Raw genomic sequence first — 17,134 nt, 5'->3', positions numbered from 1 at the left:
CGCGTTCAGGCGGCCTGCTGCGCGACTTCCTTTTCGTGATGGCCGATCGCCATCGGGATCGGCTGCATGCCGCTCGTTGCACGCCACTCGATCAATTCAAACGTGCCGTCCTGATGCTCGGCAATCGCCGTGCAGCTTTCGACCCAGTCGCCGGTATTAATGTAACGGATGCCGTCCATGTCCTCCATCACCGCGTGGTGGATATGGCCACAGATCACGCCGTCGGCACCGTGCTTGCGAGCTTCTTCGGCGACGACCCGCTGGAACTCGCCGATGAAGTTGACTGCGTGTTTGACCTGCAGCTTGGCCCATGCGGAAAACGACCAATAGGGCATGCCCATCCGGCGGCGGATGGCTGCCAGGCCGACATTGATCATGATCGCCATGTCGTAGGCCCAGTCGCCGAGATAAGCGAGCAGGCGCGCGTTGCGCACGACGACGTCGAACTCGTCGCCATGCAACACGAGGTATTTCTTGCCGTCGGCCGCCTCATGCATCATCCGCTCAGCAACCTCGATGCCGCCGAAATGGGTGCCCGGAAAGTCGCGAAGGAATTCGTCGTGATTGCCCGGGATATAGATGACCCGCGTGCCCTTGCGCGCCTTGCGCAGTAGCTTCTGGACCACATCGTTGCAATCCTGCGGCCAGTACCAGCTACGCTTCAACCGCCAGCCGTCGACGATATCGCCGACAAGAAAGATGGTATCCGCCTCGTGATGCTTGAGAAAATCCAGCAGGAAGTCCACCTTCGCGGCCTTGGAGCCGAGATGCACATCGGAAATGAAAAGCGTACGGAAGTGCCGCGTATCCATATTGTCCCTCACAAGCATCCTGCTCATGTCCCATTGTTCACCTGCCCTTCCAAAACCAGAGTCGTGTTTCAGGAAGATGACATGCCGGCGCTACGGCTGATTTTCCCGGTTTCCATCGAGCCTCGCCGCGGCCGCGGCAGATTTGCGCTGTTTTCGCATTTCGAACGGAAATTCCGACTGTTCCGCCACCCCGTTTGATGTATTGAAGGCAGTTCAAAGACAGCATGCGGCAGCCCGGAGGCGATGATGGATCATCAGGAAAAGTCCAAGACGGAAAAAAATCTGGCAGGTGGAAGTCTCGACGAGCAGGCGCTCTACTTCCATCGCTATCCGCGTCCGGGCAAGCTCGAAATCCAGGCGATCAAGCCGCTCGGCAACCAGCGCGACCTGGCACTCGCCTATTCTCCGGGCGTTGCAGCGCCCTGCCTGGCGATCCGCGACAATCCCGAGACGGCCGCCGACTATACGTCTCGCGCAAATCTCGTAGCGGTCATTTCCAACGGTACGGCCGTTCTCGGCCTCGGCAATATCGGCCCGTTGGCATCGAAGCCGGTCATGGAGGGCAAGGCCGTCCTCTTCAAGAAGTTCGCCAACATCGACGTCTTCGACATCGAGGTCGATGCATCGAGCGTCGAGCAGATGGTGTCGACCGTCGCCTCGCTCGAGCCGACCTTCGGCGGCATCAATCTCGAGGACATCAAGGCACCGGAATGTTTCGAGATCGAGCGTCAGCTGCGCGAAACCATGAAGATCCCGGTCTTCCACGATGACCAGCATGGCACCGCCATCATCGTTGCCGCCGCCATCCTCAATGGTCTGGAACTGGCGAACAAGAAGATCGACGAGGTCAAGATCGTCGCCTCGGGTGCCGGTGCTGCCGCCCTTGCCTGCCTCAATCTCCTCGTCACGCTCGGCGCCAAGCGGGAAAACATCTGGGTCCATGACATCGAGGGCCTCGTCTACGAAGGCCGCACCGAATTGATGGACGAATGGAAGAGCGTCTACACGCAGAAGAGCGACACACGCACACTCGCCGAAAACATCGGCGGTGCCGACGTCTTCCTTGGACTTTCCGCCGCCGGCGTGCTGAAGTCGGAACTGCTGGCGCAGATGGCCGAAAACCCGCTGATCATGGCGCTCGCCAACCCGACGCCCGAGATCATGCCCGATCTCGCTCGCGCCGCGCGCCCCGATGCCATGATCTGCACCGGCCGTTCCGACTTCCCGAACCAGGTGAACAACGTTCTCTGCTTCCCCTATATTTTCCGCGGCGCGCTCGATTGCGGCGCAGTGACGATCAACGAAGAAATGAAAATGGCGGCCGTGCGCGCCATCGCAGCACTTGCGCGCGAGGAACCTTCCGACGTCGCCGCACGCGCCTACTCGGGTGAAACGCCGGTCTTCGGCCCGAACTACCTGATTCCCTCGCCTTTCGACCCGCGCCTGATCCTGCGCATCGCCCCGGCCGTCGCGAAGGCAGCCGCCGAGAGCGGTGTCGCCCTGCGCCCGATCAGCGACTTCGACGCCTACCTCGACCAGCTCAACCGTTTCGTCTTCCGCTCCGGTTTCATCATGAAGCCGATCTTTGCCGCGGCGAAGAATGCCGAGCGCAAGCGCGTGATCTTCTCCGAAGGCGAGGACGAGCGGGTGTTGCGCGCCGCACAGGTCCTGCTGGAAGAAGGAATTGCCAAACCGATCCTGATCGGTCGCCCGCAAGTCATCGAGACTCGCCTAAAGCGCTACGGCCTACGCATTCGTCCACTGGCCGATTTCGATGTCATCAACCCGGAAGACGATCCACGCTTCCGCGAATATGTCGATCTCTACTTCTCGCTCGTTGGACGTCGCGGCGTCATTCCGGAGGCAGCCCGTACCATCGTTCGTACCAACACGACTGTCATCGGCGCCCTGGCCCTGAAGCGGGGTGAGGCAGATGCGCTCATCTGTGGGCTGGAGGGCCGCTACGAGAAACATCTGCGCGACGTTCGCCAGATCATCGGCAAGCGACACGACGTGTGCGACTTCTCGGCGCTCAGCCTGCTGATCTCGCAGCGCGGTGCCGCCTTCTTCACCGACACCTACGTCACCTTTAATCCGACTGCGGAGGAGATTGCGGAGTCCGCGGTTCTTGCCGCCGAGGAAATCAAGCGCTTCGGCATCACGCCGCGAGCTGCCCTCGTATCCCATTCGAATTTCGGTTCGCGTGAGTCCGAGAGCGCGACGAAGATGCGTGCCGCTCTCAAGCTCGTGCGTGAGGCGGCGCCGGATCTCGAAGTCGACGGCGAAATGCACGGCGAAAGCGCGATCTCCGACGCCCTGCGCAAGCGCGTCATGCCCGACACGACCCTGCACGACGAAGCAAACCTGCTGGTTTTCCCGAACCTCGATGCAGCCAACATCACGCTCGGCGTCGTAAAGTCGATGATCGACGGGTTGCACGTCGGGCCGATCTTGCTTGGTGCAGCGCTGCCCGCGCACATCCTGGCGCCGTCCGTCACTTCCCGCGGCGTAGTCAACATGGCCGCCCTCGCCGTCGTGGAGGCTTCACAACCGGCGTGATTTGCCGCAGATCGAGAAAATGCGGTAGGATTCTGACCGCAGCTCGTTAAGACAAACGAGCTAGCAATGAAGGCGCGGCGAAAAAGCCGCGCCAGACGACCCTGCTATTTGCTCATCGATGGGACGATGCCTTGAACCGCTGGATTCTGTCACTCATAGCCGCATTTACTTTGACCGGCCCGAGCTACGCCCAGATGCCGGCAATCTGTGGCGATCTGCGCGCCCGCCTTGCCGACCTGCCGCAGATCATCGGCAGCACGTCCGAGGTGCGCAAGTACGCCAGCGCTATCGCAGAGCAGAACCTTGAGCTTCGCAAGGTCCGCAGCGATCTGCGCCAGAGCGGCTGCACGAGCGGCAGCATGGTGGTGATCGGCGACGATGACGGATACTGCGGGGAACTCGAGCGCGCAGAATCCAAGATGGTCGACAATATCCGCTATCTCCAGCAGCGTCGCGACGAACTGCGCGGTCAGAGCGAGGATGTCCGCACGAGGAACGAACTTCTTGCCGCACTCGATGACAATGGCTGCAACGAGGAACAATGGCCCGCCGACAGCGCCGAAGGGTATGCGCAGCCACCGAGTATCGAAGATCAGGCGCTGCGAAGCGACACGTTCATTCCGTTGGGTCGTGATCCCAGCCGGCGCCGCTATGGTCTCCCGGGCATGTCGCCGCTCTCTCATCTGAACACCGTCTGCGTGCGAAGCTGTGACGGCGGCTTTTTTCCGTTGAGCTCGAACGCAACATCCCAGGACTTTGCCCGCGATGCCGACACCTGCTCGAAGATGTGTCCCGGCATCGACACCGAGCTCTTCTATCATGACGTCTCCAGCACGGAGACATCGCAGATGATCTCCGCGGCGACAGGCGCGCCCTACAGCGCCATGCCGAATGCCTTCGCCTACAAGAACCGCAAGCCCGGCGAAAGATCGTCCTGCAGCTGCGATCTAAACGCCTACTACGAGCGGATGCGAAAAAGCCAAACGATCAGCGAACCGCCGCAGGGGTCGATCACCACGATCGAAACCAAGAAGCCCGAGACCAAGAGCCCGACCGCAGCACCCGCGGTTCCGCTGCCACAGGTGCCGGACAGGCCTTACGACCCGGCAAACAAGGTCCGTCAGATCGGTCCGCAGTTCCTGGCGGGCGACCAAGGCACGATCGACCTCAAGAACCCGGCAAAGCCAGGTCCCCAGCCGCAGCAATAGTCGCTGCCTAGTCTGCAGACTTGCCCCAACGATCCATAAACACAAGCTCCTCCAGCGGCAGGCGCTGGCGCCATCCTTTGACCGCCAGTTCCGGTTGGTCATAGAGCTGATCGACGTAACCTAGGCACAGCCAGGCAACGATCTCCACCCGCTCCGGAACGCCGAGAATCCCCTTGATATCGGACTCGTGAAAGATGCTCACCCAGCCGACCCCGACGCCTTCGGCACGCGCTGCCAGCCACAAATTCTGCACGGCGCAGACTGTGGAGTAGGAGTCCATTCGCCGGTTGTGGGTCCGTCCGAGAACGACATCACCGCAGCGATCGGGATCACAGGTGACGCAAATGCTGAGCGGTGCGGCTCGGATGCCCTCCAGCTTCAGCGACCGGTAGAGCTGCTGTCGCTCCCCCTGAAACATCTCGCCGGCCTCGCGATTAGCGCGATCGAACGCCTGCCAAACAGCCTCCTTCATCTGCTGATCGCGCACCAGGACGAAGTTCCAGGGCTGCATGAATCCAACAGACGGGGCGTGGTGCGCAGCCGTCAAAAGCCTGCTGACGACGTCGTCGGGTATGGGATCCGGGCGAAACTCCGAACGCACGTCACGGCGCGTCGAAATCGCCCTGTAGACGGCGTCGCGGTCCTCGGTCGAAAAGGCTGCAGCTCCCGACAGGGAGCCTGAATGGTCTGGTCGCATCGTCAATCCCCAACAACACAACCGCCCGCCGTCCACGCGGGTCAGTCTATGATGTCGGGCCGGTCTTCTGACTTGGCGTCATCCGACTGCCGCGCCTTCCCGGTACTGGACCAGTGGCGTGTTGCGGCAGTCGTCAGCCTTACAGCGTTGGGCACGTTTCGGTCTCACACCGAATTCCCGATTCTCCCGCCTAAGACGGGCACCCGACGGAAGGGTCTATGCCGGCAAAAATCACGCGATGCAATCCCTCACACAGAGACTGGGTAGTAACGCACATAGGCGAACTCATCGCCCGACGGCGACCAGTTCGGCACGTTGATCGTTCCCTGCCCGCCGAAGAGATCGAAGAGTGTTGTCAGCTTGCCCCCATCCATGTCCATCAGCCGCAGCCGTACATTGAGATCGCGCGGGTGGTCGAAGACGTCGGGATCGTAGGAAAGGATCAGGACCTTATCGTTGTTTGGCGACGGATGAGCAAACCAATTCCCACAATTGTCGCTGGTGATCTGCTCGAGGCCGGTCCCATCCGGGTGAATGCGCCAGATCTGCATGAGGCCGGTGCGGCTGGAATTGAAGTAGATCCACTGGCCGTCGGCTGAATAATCCGGCCCGTCATTGCGCCCCTCGCCGTGCGTCAACCGCTTTTCTTCGCCGCCGTCCACGGAGATCGTGTAGATATCGAATACGTCGTTGCGGATGCCGCAATAGGCCAGTTGTTTCCCGTCGGGCGACCAGCCATGCCAGTAGGACGGCTGATTTTGCGTCACCAGACGCGGCGTGCCGCCTTCGGCGGGTAGCACATAAATCGTCGACTTACCGAACTCAGTCTTATCGGAAATGACGATCTGACGGCCATCAGGCGAAATGCCATGATCATTGTTACAGGCCGTGGCAAAGCCGGTATCGACCTTTTCGACCTTGCCCGAACCGTCAAGCGCCAGACGGTACAGAAGACCGTCACCGTTCAGCAGAAGATAGCTACCGTCGGGTGAAAAGTTCGGCGCCTCCACGAGTTGCGTGGTTTGCCAGACGACGCGCGCCTCGCCTGTCCTGATGTTGTAGATCTCGACGGAACTGCGCAATCTGAATCCTCCTGACATCGACTCCGTCAGACCTACGACGGCCCGCCACTCAGCACAAGCAAATGCACCAGGCCAGCTTGCACCACAGGACGTGTCTCTTGGGCGACCGGCGCCTTATCCACTAATCACAAATGCGGGAAACCTAACGGTTCATCTAGCGTTCATGACGAGGATGTGACAGTTCGGTGAAGCTTTTATGACGTTGGAGTTTTCCGGTTGATCGCGTTGGTAATGAGGTCTGCAGTGGCAGCGCGCTTTGCGTCGCTTTCCACCGATTTCGGAGGAAGCGTCCGGTCGCCTGCTATACGCACAGCGCTCGGCGTCGCTCTTTGCGCCCTGCTTGCTCTCTTTGCTACGGCCGCCGTCGAGATAATTGCCCGCGATGGGCTGGCCGACGTGCGCGAATTCCTGATATCGCCGGCGCGTCCCGGAATGACGACCGTTGTAATGTTGACTGTCCTGATGCTGTCGCTCGATGCCGCCTTGGGAAGACAATTCATTTCGGCATTGATCGTTCTCCCGCTGGTCTTCGTTCCCGCCATTGTCTCCAACCAGAAGCAGCATTACCTCACGGACCCCCTTTATCCATCCGACGTTCTTTTCGGGCGCCAGATCATGGAACTGCTTCCTGTCATGGTGCGCGACCGCCCCTGGACTGCCGTTGCGATGGTTGTCGGCATTGCCCTTTCCGCTGGCGCGATTGTCATCCTCTGGCGCTTCGCCTGGCGCAACTTCCCGAAACTCTCAAGGACCTCTCGCCTCCGCCACCTGTGCGTCGGCCTGCCCGTTATCGCGACTTTCGGGTCATTGATGGACTATTCACAGTATTCCTTCATCCGTGACCGCCTTCAGGTGGTCCCGATGATGTGGGACCAGAAGGAAAACTACCGGAGCAACGGCTTCATCCTCGCCTTCATCTTCAATATTCCGATGGCCGACGTTGCAGCACCGGCCGGCTTCGGTACGCAGGCGCTTGATGCTATCCCCGGCCGCAACTACGGCTATCTCAGCGGCCCACGAGAAAAGCCCGACGTGATCATGCTGATGAGTGAATCGTTCTGGGATCCGACCCGACTGAAGACGCTGAGCCTGTCGCCCGATCCCATGCCGACTATTCGCGCCGAGCAGTCTGGCCATGTATTCTCACCGGAGTTCGGCGGCATGACCGCCAACGTCGAATTCGAGGCGTTGACAGGCTTTTCCAATGCCTTCCTCCCATATGGCAGCATCCCCTATCAGCAATACATCCGTCGCGATGTTCCCTCGCTCGCCACGTTCTTCCGCGGCGAAGGCTATGCCGCCCGCTCACTTCATCCATTCAGCGGCTGGTTCTGGAACCGCAACGAAGTCTACAAGGACTTCGGTTTCGAGCAGTTCCGCTCTGAAGAAACCATGCCTCCGATGGAAAAGAGGGGCATCTTCGCTTCGGACGAGTCCCTTATGAAGGAGATCATGCGCGAGGCCGACGGTATTGATCGTCCGTTCTTCTTCTTTGGTGTCACCCTGCAGGGACATGGTCCCTACGAGCCGAACCGTTACGTACACAACACCGTCGACATCAAGGGCAACCTGAACGATGCGGACCGGGCCACGCTGGCCACCTACACGCAGGGGATCAAGGAAGCCGACGACAGCCTCAAGATGCTGATGAATTGGGCCGAGAAGCGCGATCGCGAGACGATCATCGTCCTCTGGGGCGATCACCTTCCGCCGCTCGGCAACGTCTATATGGCGACCGGCTACATGCCGGACCAGGTTGCCACGCGTAAGGCATCGGTCAGCGTCATGAAGCAGGAACACGAGACGCCGCTCGTCATCTGGTCCAACAAGAAAGGCAGCAAGAAGGACGTCGGCACGATCAGCCCATCGCTGCTGCCCTACCATCTCTTGAAGTTCGCAGGCTTCGAGCATCCCTACTACACCGGCTTTCTCGGCCGCGTGCGGAAGAAGTACAGTGTCATCGATCGTTACCAACTGATTGCGCGTGACAACACGCCGTCGCCCGATTGGGTCCTGAAGCCGAAGAACCTCGATCCTCTCGTACGGGACTATCGATATCTCCAGCACGACATCATGTTTGGCAAGGCTCAGACGCTCGGCCGCTTCTTCCCACAGCATGCCCGGCTGTATGCGCAAGGCACGTAAGAGAGCGGCACAAGCCCGCATTGCAATTTGAAAACATTACGGAATACTGGCGCCCGAGCGATCTAGCATTCGGAGTTAGCCATGCATAATCTATCGGACTTCATCCACCATCACTTCGACAAACCTGTTGACGAACTCGGTGAGATCGAGAAGCGCGTTCTCGCAAAAGCCCATGAGCGTAAGATAATCTCGACCGACATCAATGCGGCCTTGCAGGCGGAATCATCCACCGGACAGCGCCTTGCGGATTCGATTGCCCGCGTCGGCGGCTCATGGTCGTTCATTGTCGCCTTCTTCTTGTTCCTGGTCTTCTGGTGCGTCGTAAATACGGTCGTACTACTCACACGCGCCTTCGATCCCTATCCCTTTATCTTCCTCAATCTCGTGCTCTCGATGCTTGCCGCAATCCAGGCTCCCATCATCATGATGTCGCAGAACCGGCAAGCAGAGCGCGATCGCTTCGAGGCGGCGAAAGACTACGAAGTCAATCTCAAAGCTGAACTGGAAGTTCTTTCTCTACATCAGAAGATAGATATGCGTGTGCTCACCGAAATTGCAGCACTGCGCGAAGACATCGAGCGACTGAATCAGCGCCTGCCCAGTTGATGGAACGATCGGGGATCGCTTGAATTTAACTATACCGACCGATTAACGATCCGCTAACCAAGTCTCGCATTGAAACACCGTCACAAATGTAAGAGGAGCAATTGGAACCAATCCGACCGACCGTACGAGACGATGCTCACTGGCCGACCGCATACACGCGAGGAAATTCTTGATCACCCCCTGTTTCTGTCGATCGAACGCCAGATAGCGCTCCATCTTATCGGCATTTACAAGCGCGCTCCTCGTCTTGCCCGCCTCGCCGCTTCGCATCAAAAGTGGCTGCTGACACAAACGCTGTTCGCCATGCATACCGGACGCGATCGAGGCAATCCCGTTTCAGGGCTCACGGCCGGTCGCATGATGCAGGTCGCCAAGGAGTTTGACCTCGCCAGCAAAAATACCGCGGCCTCGTTTCTTGCCGAACTCATCGCCTACAAATTTCTACGGGATGCTCCTGATGAAACGCCCGATCGGCGCCTCCGTCGCCTCGAAACGACCGAACTCAGCGAGGAGGCCATGGCGTCCTGGTTCCAGGGGCATATGGCCTGCCTCGATCAACTCGATGGCGGCAATCGTGCAAAGCTGACTGCAGACAGCCCCCGGCTCTTTCATCTCGCGCAGCCGCGTGCTGCGCGTGCTCTCATCCAGGAACCGATCTGGAAGGAGCCACGGAGCAGTATCGGCCACTTTCTCTGGTCCGATGTCGGCGGCCTCGTGCTGCACGATCTAATCAGTCGCCTCCCCAACGACGCGCGGGAACACGACCGCATTCTGCTCAAAGGCGTGAGCATCAGCGAAATCGCCAATGAATTCGGCATCTCCCTCACCAATCTGAAGCGGATGTTCAAGAAAGCCGAAACCGATAACCTGCTTGGCTGGGAAAGTCCCCGCAACCGCGGCGCATTGTGGCTCTCGCGCATATTCATCGAAGACTATTTCTACTGGCAGTCCGCGAAATTCGCCGAATTGGACAGCGCCATCCACTGGGCGGCCGGCCAAATCCGCTAGCACACACCACCAATCGTCGCATAGCTGCCCATGCCAGATGGCAGCGGAGACGCTCGGCATCAAGATCGGCGAGGCCGACGTGCGTGCCACCTGACGCCTGCTGCCAACAATCCGTCCTTGCCCAATAAAAAAGCCCGGCATCAGCCGGACGGCATCAACCGGGCTTTTTTTGTCCATCTTGTTTTATTAGCCGTTGACGGCCATCCGCTTTTCGTCGCGGCCACCCTTCATGCGCTCGGCCAGCAGGAAGGCAAGCTCCAGCGCCTGATCGGCATTGAGACGCGGGTCGCAATGCGTGTGGTAGCGATCGTGCAGATCTTCAGCCGTCACCGCGCGGGCGCCGCCTGTGCATTCGGTCACATCCTTGCCGGTCATCTCGATGTGGATACCGCCCGGATGCGAGCCCTCGGCGCGATGAATCTGGAAGAAGCTCTCGACTTCCGACAGGATCCTCTCGAACGGGCGGGTCTTGTAGTTGTTCAACGTGATCGTATTGCCGTGCATCGGATCGCAGGACCACACGACCTTGCGACCTTCCCGCTCGACTGCGCGGATAAGACGCGGTAGATGCTCGGCAACCTTATCGTGGCCGAAGCGGCAAATCAGCGTCAACCGGCCCGCTTCATTTTGCGGATTGAGGATGTCGATCAGGTTCAACAGATCGTCGGCCTGCAGCGACGGACCGCACTTGAGGCCGATCGGGTTTTTGATGCCGCGGCAGTATTCGACATGCGCGTGGTCGGCCTGACGCGTACGGTCGCCGATCCAGATCATGTGGCCTGACGTCGCGTACCAGTCGCCGGATGTAGAGTCGACGCGGGTCAATGCTTCCTCGTAGCCAAGCAGCAGCGCTTCGTGGCTGGTGAAGAAATCCGTCTCGCGCAGACTCGGATTGTTTTCCGAGGTGATGCCGATGGCCTTCATGAAGTCCATCGTTTCGCTGATGCGACCGGCAAGCTTGCGGTAGCGCTCGCCCTGTGGGCTATCCTTGACGAAGCCAAGCATCCACTGATGCACATTCTCCAGGTTGGCATAGCCACCCATCGCGAAGGCGCGCAGCAGGTTCAGCGTGGCAGCCGACTGGCGATATGCCATGGCCTGACGCTCCGGGTTCGGGATGCGTGCTTCCTCAGTGAACTCGATGCCGTTGATGATGTCGCCGCGGTAGCTCGGCAGCGATACGCCGTCCTGCGTCTCAATGCCGGAAGAGCGCGGCTTGGCAAACTGGCCGGCGATGCGGCCAACCTTGACGACCGGCAGTTGCGCACCGAACGTCAGCACGACGGCCATCTGCAGGAAGGCACGGAAGAAGTCGCGGATATTGTCTGCACCATGCTCGGCGAAACTCTCGGCACAGTCCCCGCCTTGCAAGAGGAAACCGTTGCCTTCAGCAACGTTGGCGAGATGCTTCTTCAACCGGCGCGCTTCACCTGCAAAGACGAGCGGGGGATAGGATGCGAGCTGGGCTTCCGTTGCTGCCAACGCCGTCTGGTCCGGATAGTCCGGAACCTGCTGGATCGGTTTTTGCCGCCAACTGCTCGGAGTCCAATTCTGTGCCATCTCACTCACCTGTTTCCGCATCCGGTCCGTCCGGATGTTCCGTCCTAAAAATGTTGCGCGGCTTATAAACCTTTAGCGCCATCTTGCATAGCGGCGTTCCGCTCTTTGGCGTTACTGATTCAATCGACCAACAACAGGCGATATAAAGGAATTCCGCGGCGCGTTTTCAAACAATAGGCGCGCAATTTAACGGTCGAGAAACCAAGACAGTTTGTATCTAATTTAGGCTTATACCTTAGAAACACCCTCAATTCTAATGGCGCGTCATGATGACTCCCGCTTGAGCACCGATGGCATGGTGGAACCGTGGGATTGATTTCGTGCGCAGCTTGTATCGTTTCTGCACTGACCGTTCCGGCAATTTCGGTCTATTGACGGCTATTTTGATGGTGCCGCTCATCGGCTCGGCGGGCGTGGCCGTAGACTTCGCCCACGCGCTGAGCTTGCGCACGCAGCTCTACGCGGCCGCCGACGCCGCAGCCGTCGGCGCAATCGCGGCAAAGTCGGCCGCAACCACCGCCGCAATGAAGATGACAAGCGATGGCCCGATCTCGGTCGGAAAAGACGATGCGCGAAACATTTTCGTCGCGCAGATGCAGGGTGAGCTGACGGCAAGCGATGTAGCCGTTGACGTTCAGGTGAGCCGCGCGTCCAACAAGCTCAACTCCTCTGTGACCTTCACCGCACAAGTCCCGACGTCGTTCATGCAGATCTTTGGCCGGAAAAGTGTAGAAATATCTGGCACCGCCACTGCCATGTTTCAGACGGCCTCCTTCATGGATTTCTATATCCTGCTCGACAACACGCCGTCGATGGGCGTCGGCGCGACACCGGCCGATGTCGCTATCATGGAACAGAAGACTCCGGATACCTGTGCCTTTGCCTGCCACATCGTGTCGGAAGCTGGTGTCGAGGACAAGAACAGCTATTACAATATCGCCCGCAACAATGGCGTCACCTTACGCGTCGACGTGGTTCGCCAAGCTACGCAAAAACTGACCGAAACGGCAAAAAACGAACGCCAGTCCGACAACCAGTTCAGAATGGGTGTCTACACGTTCGGCAAGAAGGCGGAAGACGCGAACCTGACCACAATTTCAGCGCCGATTACGGACCTCGACAAGGTCGCGACATACACGAACGCTGTCACTCTGATGTCGATTCCGAGACAGGGCTACAACAACGATCAGCAGACGAGCTTCGACAACTCACTGACACAGATGAACAAGATCATTTCAACACCGGGAGATGGCAGCACCGAGGCCCAGCCGCAGAAGATTCTGTTCTTCGTGTCCGACGGCGTCGGTGACAGCAAGAAGTCGAACTGCACGAAACCGAAGACCGGCGAGCGTTGCCAGGAGCCAATCGACATTTCCTTCTGCAAGCCGCTGAAAGATCGGGGCGTCAAGATCGCAGTACTCTACACGACCTACCTGCCGCTGCCGAAGAACAGCTGGTACAACACCTGGATCAAGCCTTTCCAGAGCGAAATCCCCACGAAGATGCAGAGCTGCGCTTCGCCCGGTCTCTATTTCGAAGTCACGCCTACACAGGGGATCACGGACGCCATGCAGGCACTGTTCCTGAAGGTCATCCGCATGCCCCGCATCACCAGCTGATCGGCGTTAAACGCGAACGCCGTCCCGAATGCGATAGTTCGGCGCATACATTGTGACGAGTTCTTCGGCTGCCGTCGGATGCACCGCCATGGTCCGGTCGAAATCGTCCTTGGTGCAGCCGGCCTTCAAAGTGATGCCGAGGATCTGAGCCATTTCTCCGGCATCGTGGCCGAGGATGTGCGCACCGACGACCTTGCGACTGGAAGCGTCGACAATCAGCTTCATGATCATCTTCTCGCCCCGCCCCGACAGCGTTGCCTTCAACGGCCGAAACTGGGCGCGATAGACCTCGAGCTCCTTGTAGCGCTTGCTCGCCTCTTCCTCGGTCAGCCCGACGGTGCCGATCTCCGGCTGCGAGAATACCGCCGTTGCGATCGTGTCGTGATCCGGCTTGGTCGGGTTATCCTTGTACTCGGTCTCGATGAAGCACATCGCCTCGTGGATCGCCACCGGCGTCAACTGTACCCTGTCGGTGACATCGCCGAGCGCATAGATATTCGGGACGCTGGTGCGCGAATACTCGTCGACGACCACCGCTCCACGCTCGTCGGTCTTCACGCCGGCGGCTTCCAGGCCAAGGCCTTCCGTATTGGGGATGCGTCCAAGCGCCAGCATGACGACATCGGCCGCCAGCGTGCCGTTCTTCAGCGTCCCGACCGAAAGACGGCCGTTCTCTTTCGAAACCTTCTGCAGCGTGTCGTGGCAGAGAATGCGAATGCCCTTGGCGGCCATCGCCTCGTGCAGCCCCTGGCGAAGGTCCTGATCGAAGCGCGACAGGATCTCGGCGCCACGGTAGATTAGCGTCGTCTCGACGCCGAGGCCGTGGAAGATATTGGCAAATTCCACCGCGATGTAACCGCCACCGGCGATCACGATCGACTTCGGCAGTTCTTCCAGATCGAAGGCCTCGTTCGACGAAATGCAGAGGTCATTCCCCGGCAAGGCCGCATGCGGGTTCGGCCGCCCACCGGTCGCGATCACGATCGTCTTGGCGGTCACCGTCTTGCCGGTGTTGATCAGTCGAACCGTGTGGGCATCGACCAGCTCGGCGCGCGTTTCCAGGATCTCGGCGTTGGCGCCCGCAAGCCCCTTCTTGTAGAGCCCTTCCAGGCGCGCGATCTCGTTGTCCTTGGCGGCAATCAGCTTCTTCCAATCGAACGAACTCTCGCCGACTGTCCAGCCGAAACCGGCGGCATCCTCGAAGTGCTCGTGGAACTGAGCCGCGTACACGAAAAGCTTCTTGGGCACGCAGCCACGGATCACGCATGTTCCGCCGTAGCGGTACTCCTCTGCAATCGCGACCTTCTTACCAAGCGAGGCTGCAACGCGGGCGCTTCGCACGCCGCCTGAGCCCCCGCCAATGACAAAGAGATCGTAATCGTAGGATGTCATGAAAAACTCCGGCTGGAATCGGCTGTGAGGTGAAGGTGATATAGTATCGACCGTCGCAAAAACAAAAGCCCGGACGATGCCGGGCTTTTTCTATCTCTTATCGACGTCCGCTTACGGCTTCGGCTTTGCCGCCGGCGTCGCAGCCTTCGGCGCGGTCGTTGCGGCTGGGTTGGCCGGATCAACTGCCGGTGGCGGCGCCTTAATGACCTTGCTGAGCTCAGTGCTCGTCTGCTTCTGCAGGTCGCGAGAAATTCCCTGCGCCCAGATGTCGGCAGCCTTCACCGTCTCGCGCGATGCGATCGGGCCATCCTTCAGCAGCTTCTTGCCAACCGGCGAGTTGTAGAACTCGGCGATCGCGTTGAGTTCCTCGACAGAGAATGCCTTGGCATAGGTCAACGCGGCTTCCTTCTCGAGGTCGGCGCGACGCGGAGCAAGGGCAAGGGCTTGCTTGTCGACCTCAGCGGTGATCGCATCTTGGTAGTTCGGCGAATCCTGGATGAGATCGGCCTTCAGACGCTCAGCGAGACCCGGCAGGATGTTGTCGAACTGTGCGGTGGCGCCGATTGCATCGATGGCAGCGCGCGCCGCCTTCAGCTGCTCCGGAGAAGCCTCCTGCGCGTGTGCGGCAGAGCCGAATGCGACGCCCGAAAGAATAACGGTCGCAGCAGCAAAACGGCCAAGACCTGCAAATTTAATCATGAGTTTCAATGCTCCTGTTACCTATTCGCCCGCAGCGTGCGTGCACCTGCTGGACCCGCAATGATCGCAAGTGCCGCCATATTGAGAAAAAGCCCGTGTTCAACGACTCCGGGTATTGAATTCAGCTCGTTTGAAAGCGCCTCTGCATCAGGAATGCGGCCAAAAGATGCATCGATGATGTAGTGGCCGCCGTCCGTCATGAAGTCTTCGCCACCGGATTGGCGCAGCGTCAGGCTGCCGCTCAACCCCAGTTTGGAGGCCTTCTTTTCGATTGCCATGCGCGTGGAGACCAACCCGAACGGATTTATCTCGATCGGCAGTGGAAATGCGCCGAGCGTCGCGACCAGTTTGCTTTCGTCGGCAATGACGATCATGCGCTGAGATGCCGCAGCAACGATCTTCTCGCGCAGTAGCGCACCACCGCCCCCCTTGATGAGCGTCAGGTCGGAATCGACCTCGTCCGCGCCATCGATCGTCAGATCGAGTTCCGGCAGTTCATCGAGTGACTTCAGCGGCACGCCGAGCTCGACGCAAAGCCTTGCCGTGCGTTCGGACGTTGGCACTCCTTCGACCTTGAAACCGGTTGAAACCTTCTCCGCAAGCAGCCGAACGAACTCCTCGGCAGTACTCCCGGTTCCGATTCCAAGTCGCATGCCGTATTCGACATGAGCGAGTGCGGCCTCGGCGGCCTTGATCTTCATTTCGCGGGCATCCATGCGCCGCTGACTCCGATTATTGCGTTGGATGTGCTGTTTACACGGCTCGCTTGCCAAACGAAAGCCAAAATAGCGTAATGATTTTCGAAAAGCCGTGGGCATCTGCAACTGGTCGCCTTTGCCGCGAAACGTTGCTTTTGCCGTCCTCATCACCTACGGCCTGATAACATCATTTCTGAAAGGCGGAATCCTTGACCCCTGCCCTCGTTGTATTCGATCTCGACGGAACACTGCTCGATACTCACTCCGATCTGGTCGAAAGTATAAACCATACGATTGCCGAGCTCGGCATGGCGCCAGTCAGCTATGACGACCTCACGCATCTGGTCGGACACGGTGCCAAGGTCATGATCGAGCGGGCTTGCAACCTTCGGGGGCACGGGCTGCAGCCTGAGCAACTCCCAGCTCTACTCGACCGGTTCATCACTTACTATGCCAACAACATGCCTGGACGCACGGTACCCTACCCGGGCCTAGTCGACGCAATGGACCAACTGAAGAGCGCGGGCTGCAAGCTTGCCGTTTGCACCAACAAGCTCGAAGGTCTGGCGTGCAGCCTGATCGAGAAGCTTGAACTCGCCCACTATTTCGACGCCATTACCGGCGGCGATACATTCACGGTCAGAAAACCGGACGCCCAGCACCTCCTCGGAACCATCGAGCGCGCCGGCGGCGACGCCGGCAACACCGTCATGATCGGCGACAGCGCCAACGACATTCTCGTTGCCCGAAATGCCGGGGTGCCCTCGATCGCTGTGCCATTCGGCTATTCCGACGTTCCCGTCGAGACACTCGGGCCGACCCGTGTGATCGCACATTTCAAGGAGCTCACGCCTGCGCTCGTGGACGAGTTGATCGCGGACTTTGCTGCAAGACCGACTGCCGCAGTAGGCTGAGACAATCGGGTAGGAGGGAGCCCCCTCCTCCCACACCCGTGTGCGAACGGTTCCGTACACGGCGGTTCATGAAGCGTTGTTTAGACGTCTGAGTTCCTGCTGGAGAGAGATCAGCCCGAGTTGGTCAAAGAAGGC

General features: G+C 59.3%; 14 protein-coding genes and 1 riboswitch. Of the genes, 7 read left to right on the top strand and 7 right to left on the bottom strand.

Annotation, left to right across the window (positions count from 1 at the left end; all coding sequences use genetic code 11):
- Positions 1-5: 5 nt before the first annotated feature.
- Positions 6-812: a UDP-2,3-diacylglucosamine diphosphatase gene (locus FHT71_RS28690; protein WP_037082749.1), complete on the bottom strand. Its 807-nt coding sequence runs from the start codon at positions 810-812 to the stop codon at positions 6-8.
- Positions 813-1,058: 246 nt separating this feature from the next.
- Here FHT71_RS28690 and FHT71_RS28685 point away from each other — a divergent pair, with 246 nt between their 5' ends.
- Complete coding sequence (locus FHT71_RS28685; protein WP_183722997.1) at positions 1,059-3,371, top strand: NADP-dependent malic enzyme; 2,313 nt, start codon at positions 1,059-1,061, stop codon at positions 3,369-3,371.
- Positions 3,372-3,502: 131 nt separating this feature from the next.
- Positions 3,503-4,579 carry a DUF2865 domain-containing protein gene (locus tag FHT71_RS28680; RefSeq protein ID WP_132594986.1) on the top strand — a complete coding sequence of 359 codons (1,077 nt, stop codon included), beginning with the start codon at positions 3,503-3,505 and terminating at the stop codon, positions 4,577-4,579.
- A 7-nt stretch (positions 4,580-4,586) separates the two neighbouring features.
- Here the strand turns inward: FHT71_RS28680 and bluB are convergent, their stop codons facing one another.
- Both bluB and FHT71_RS28670 read right to left on the bottom strand, forming a co-directional pair.
- Positions 4,587-5,276 carry a 5,6-dimethylbenzimidazole synthase gene (gene bluB, locus FHT71_RS28675; RefSeq protein WP_132594987.1) on the bottom strand — a complete coding sequence of 230 codons (690 nt, stop codon included), beginning with the start codon at positions 5,274-5,276 and terminating at the stop codon, positions 4,587-4,589.
- Between the two features lie 39 nt (positions 5,277-5,315).
- Positions 5,316-5,498: riboswitch (cobalamin riboswitch) on the bottom strand.
- A 26-nt stretch (positions 5,499-5,524) separates the two neighbouring features.
- Positions 5,525-6,358: a PD40 domain-containing protein gene (locus tag FHT71_RS28670; RefSeq protein ID WP_183722995.1), complete on the bottom strand. Its 834-nt coding sequence runs from the start codon at positions 6,356-6,358 to the stop codon at positions 5,525-5,527.
- Between the two features lie 216 nt (positions 6,359-6,574).
- Between FHT71_RS28670 and FHT71_RS28665 the strand changes: the two genes are divergently transcribed.
- The 3 genes from FHT71_RS28665 (at position 6,575) to FHT71_RS28655 (ending at position 10,117) form a co-directional block, all read left to right on the top strand.
- Entirely contained in the window at positions 6,575-8,503 is a 1,929-nt protein-coding gene (locus tag FHT71_RS28665; protein ID WP_183722993.1) for an LTA synthase family protein, read from the top strand.
- 81 nt (positions 8,504-8,584) lie between these two features.
- Positions 8,585-9,109 (top strand): DUF1003 domain-containing protein, encoded by a 525-nt coding sequence (locus FHT71_RS28660; protein ID WP_007792901.1) that lies wholly within the window; start codon positions 8,585-8,587, stop codon positions 9,107-9,109.
- Positions 9,110-9,241: 132 nt separating this feature from the next.
- Complete coding sequence (locus FHT71_RS28655; RefSeq protein ID WP_183722991.1) at positions 9,242-10,117, top strand: hypothetical protein; 876 nt, start codon at positions 9,242-9,244, stop codon at positions 10,115-10,117.
- 186 nt (positions 10,118-10,303) lie between these two features.
- Here the strand turns inward: FHT71_RS28655 and FHT71_RS28650 are convergent, their stop codons facing one another.
- A complete protein-coding gene (locus tag FHT71_RS28650; RefSeq protein ID WP_037082744.1) occupies positions 10,304-11,677 on the bottom strand; it encodes a 3-deoxy-7-phosphoheptulonate synthase class II in 1,374 nt (457 codons plus the stop codon).
- Positions 11,678-11,967: 290 nt separating this feature from the next.
- Between FHT71_RS28650 and FHT71_RS28645 the strand changes: the two genes are divergently transcribed.
- Positions 11,968-13,296, top strand: coding sequence for a pilus assembly protein TadG-related protein (locus FHT71_RS28645; RefSeq protein ID WP_132594995.1), 1,329 nt, complete (start codon positions 11,968-11,970; stop codon positions 13,294-13,296).
- A 6-nt stretch (positions 13,297-13,302) separates the two neighbouring features.
- Here FHT71_RS28645 and gor read toward each other — a convergent pair whose 3' ends face one another.
- From gor to rpiA, 3 genes are all read right to left on the bottom strand, one after another.
- Complete coding sequence (gene gor / locus FHT71_RS28640) at positions 13,303-14,688, bottom strand: glutathione-disulfide reductase (protein WP_183722989.1); 1,386 nt, start codon at positions 14,686-14,688, stop codon at positions 13,303-13,305.
- Between the two features lie 111 nt (positions 14,689-14,799).
- Positions 14,800-15,387 carry a DUF2059 domain-containing protein gene (locus FHT71_RS28635; RefSeq protein ID WP_007792886.1) on the bottom strand — a complete coding sequence of 196 codons (588 nt, stop codon included), beginning with the start codon at positions 15,385-15,387 and terminating at the stop codon, positions 14,800-14,802.
- A gap of 17 nt (positions 15,388-15,404) precedes the next feature.
- Positions 15,405-16,103, bottom strand: a complete 699-nt coding sequence (rpiA, locus tag FHT71_RS28630) for a ribose-5-phosphate isomerase RpiA (RefSeq protein ID WP_007792884.1) — start codon at positions 16,101-16,103, stop codon at positions 15,405-15,407.
- Between the two features lie 191 nt (positions 16,104-16,294).
- Between rpiA and FHT71_RS28625 the strand changes: the two genes are divergently transcribed.
- A complete protein-coding gene (locus FHT71_RS28625) occupies positions 16,295-16,999 on the top strand; it encodes an HAD family hydrolase (RefSeq protein ID WP_183722987.1) in 705 nt (234 codons plus the stop codon).
- Positions 17,000-17,134: the final 135 nt, after the last annotated feature.

The sequence above is a fragment of the Rhizobium sp. BK060 genome, assembly GCF_014193145.1.
Taxonomy (GTDB): Bacteria; Pseudomonadota; Alphaproteobacteria; order Rhizobiales; family Rhizobiaceae; genus Rhizobium.
Note: the sequence above shows the minus strand (reverse complement) of the source record. Positions and strands in the feature narration are given on the sequence as shown.

Bases quoted from the DNA above. Each gene is read 5' to 3' on its own strand.
- FHT71_RS28690 (WP_037082749.1), bottom strand. From the start codon at position 812: ATGGATACGCGGCACTTCCGTACGCTTTTCATTTCCGATGTGCATCTC.
- FHT71_RS28685 (WP_183722997.1), top strand. From the start codon at position 1,059: ATGGATCATCAGGAAAAGTCCAAGACGGAAAAAAATCTGGCAGGTGGA.
- bluB (WP_132594987.1), bottom strand. From the start codon at position 5,276: ATGCGACCAGACCATTCAGGCTCCCTGTCGGGAGCTGCAGCCTTTTCG.
- FHT71_RS28660 (WP_007792901.1), top strand. From the start codon at position 8,585: ATGCATAATCTATCGGACTTCATCCACCATCACTTCGACAAACCTGTT.
- FHT71_RS28655 (WP_183722991.1), top strand. From the start codon at position 9,242: ATGCTCACTGGCCGACCGCATACACGCGAGGAAATTCTTGATCACCCC.
- FHT71_RS28650 (WP_037082744.1), bottom strand. From the start codon at position 11,677: ATGGCACAGAATTGGACTCCGAGCAGTTGGCGGCAAAAACCGATCCAG.
- FHT71_RS28645 (WP_132594995.1), top strand. From the start codon at position 11,968: ATGGCATGGTGGAACCGTGGGATTGATTTCGTGCGCAGCTTGTATCGT.
- gor (WP_183722989.1), bottom strand. From the start codon at position 14,688: ATGACATCCTACGATTACGATCTCTTTGTCATTGGCGGGGGCTCAGGC.
- FHT71_RS28635 (WP_007792886.1), bottom strand. From the start codon at position 15,387: ATGATTAAATTTGCAGGTCTTGGCCGTTTTGCTGCTGCGACCGTTATT.
- rpiA (WP_007792884.1), bottom strand. From the start codon at position 16,103: ATGGATGCCCGCGAAATGAAGATCAAGGCCGCCGAGGCCGCACTCGCT.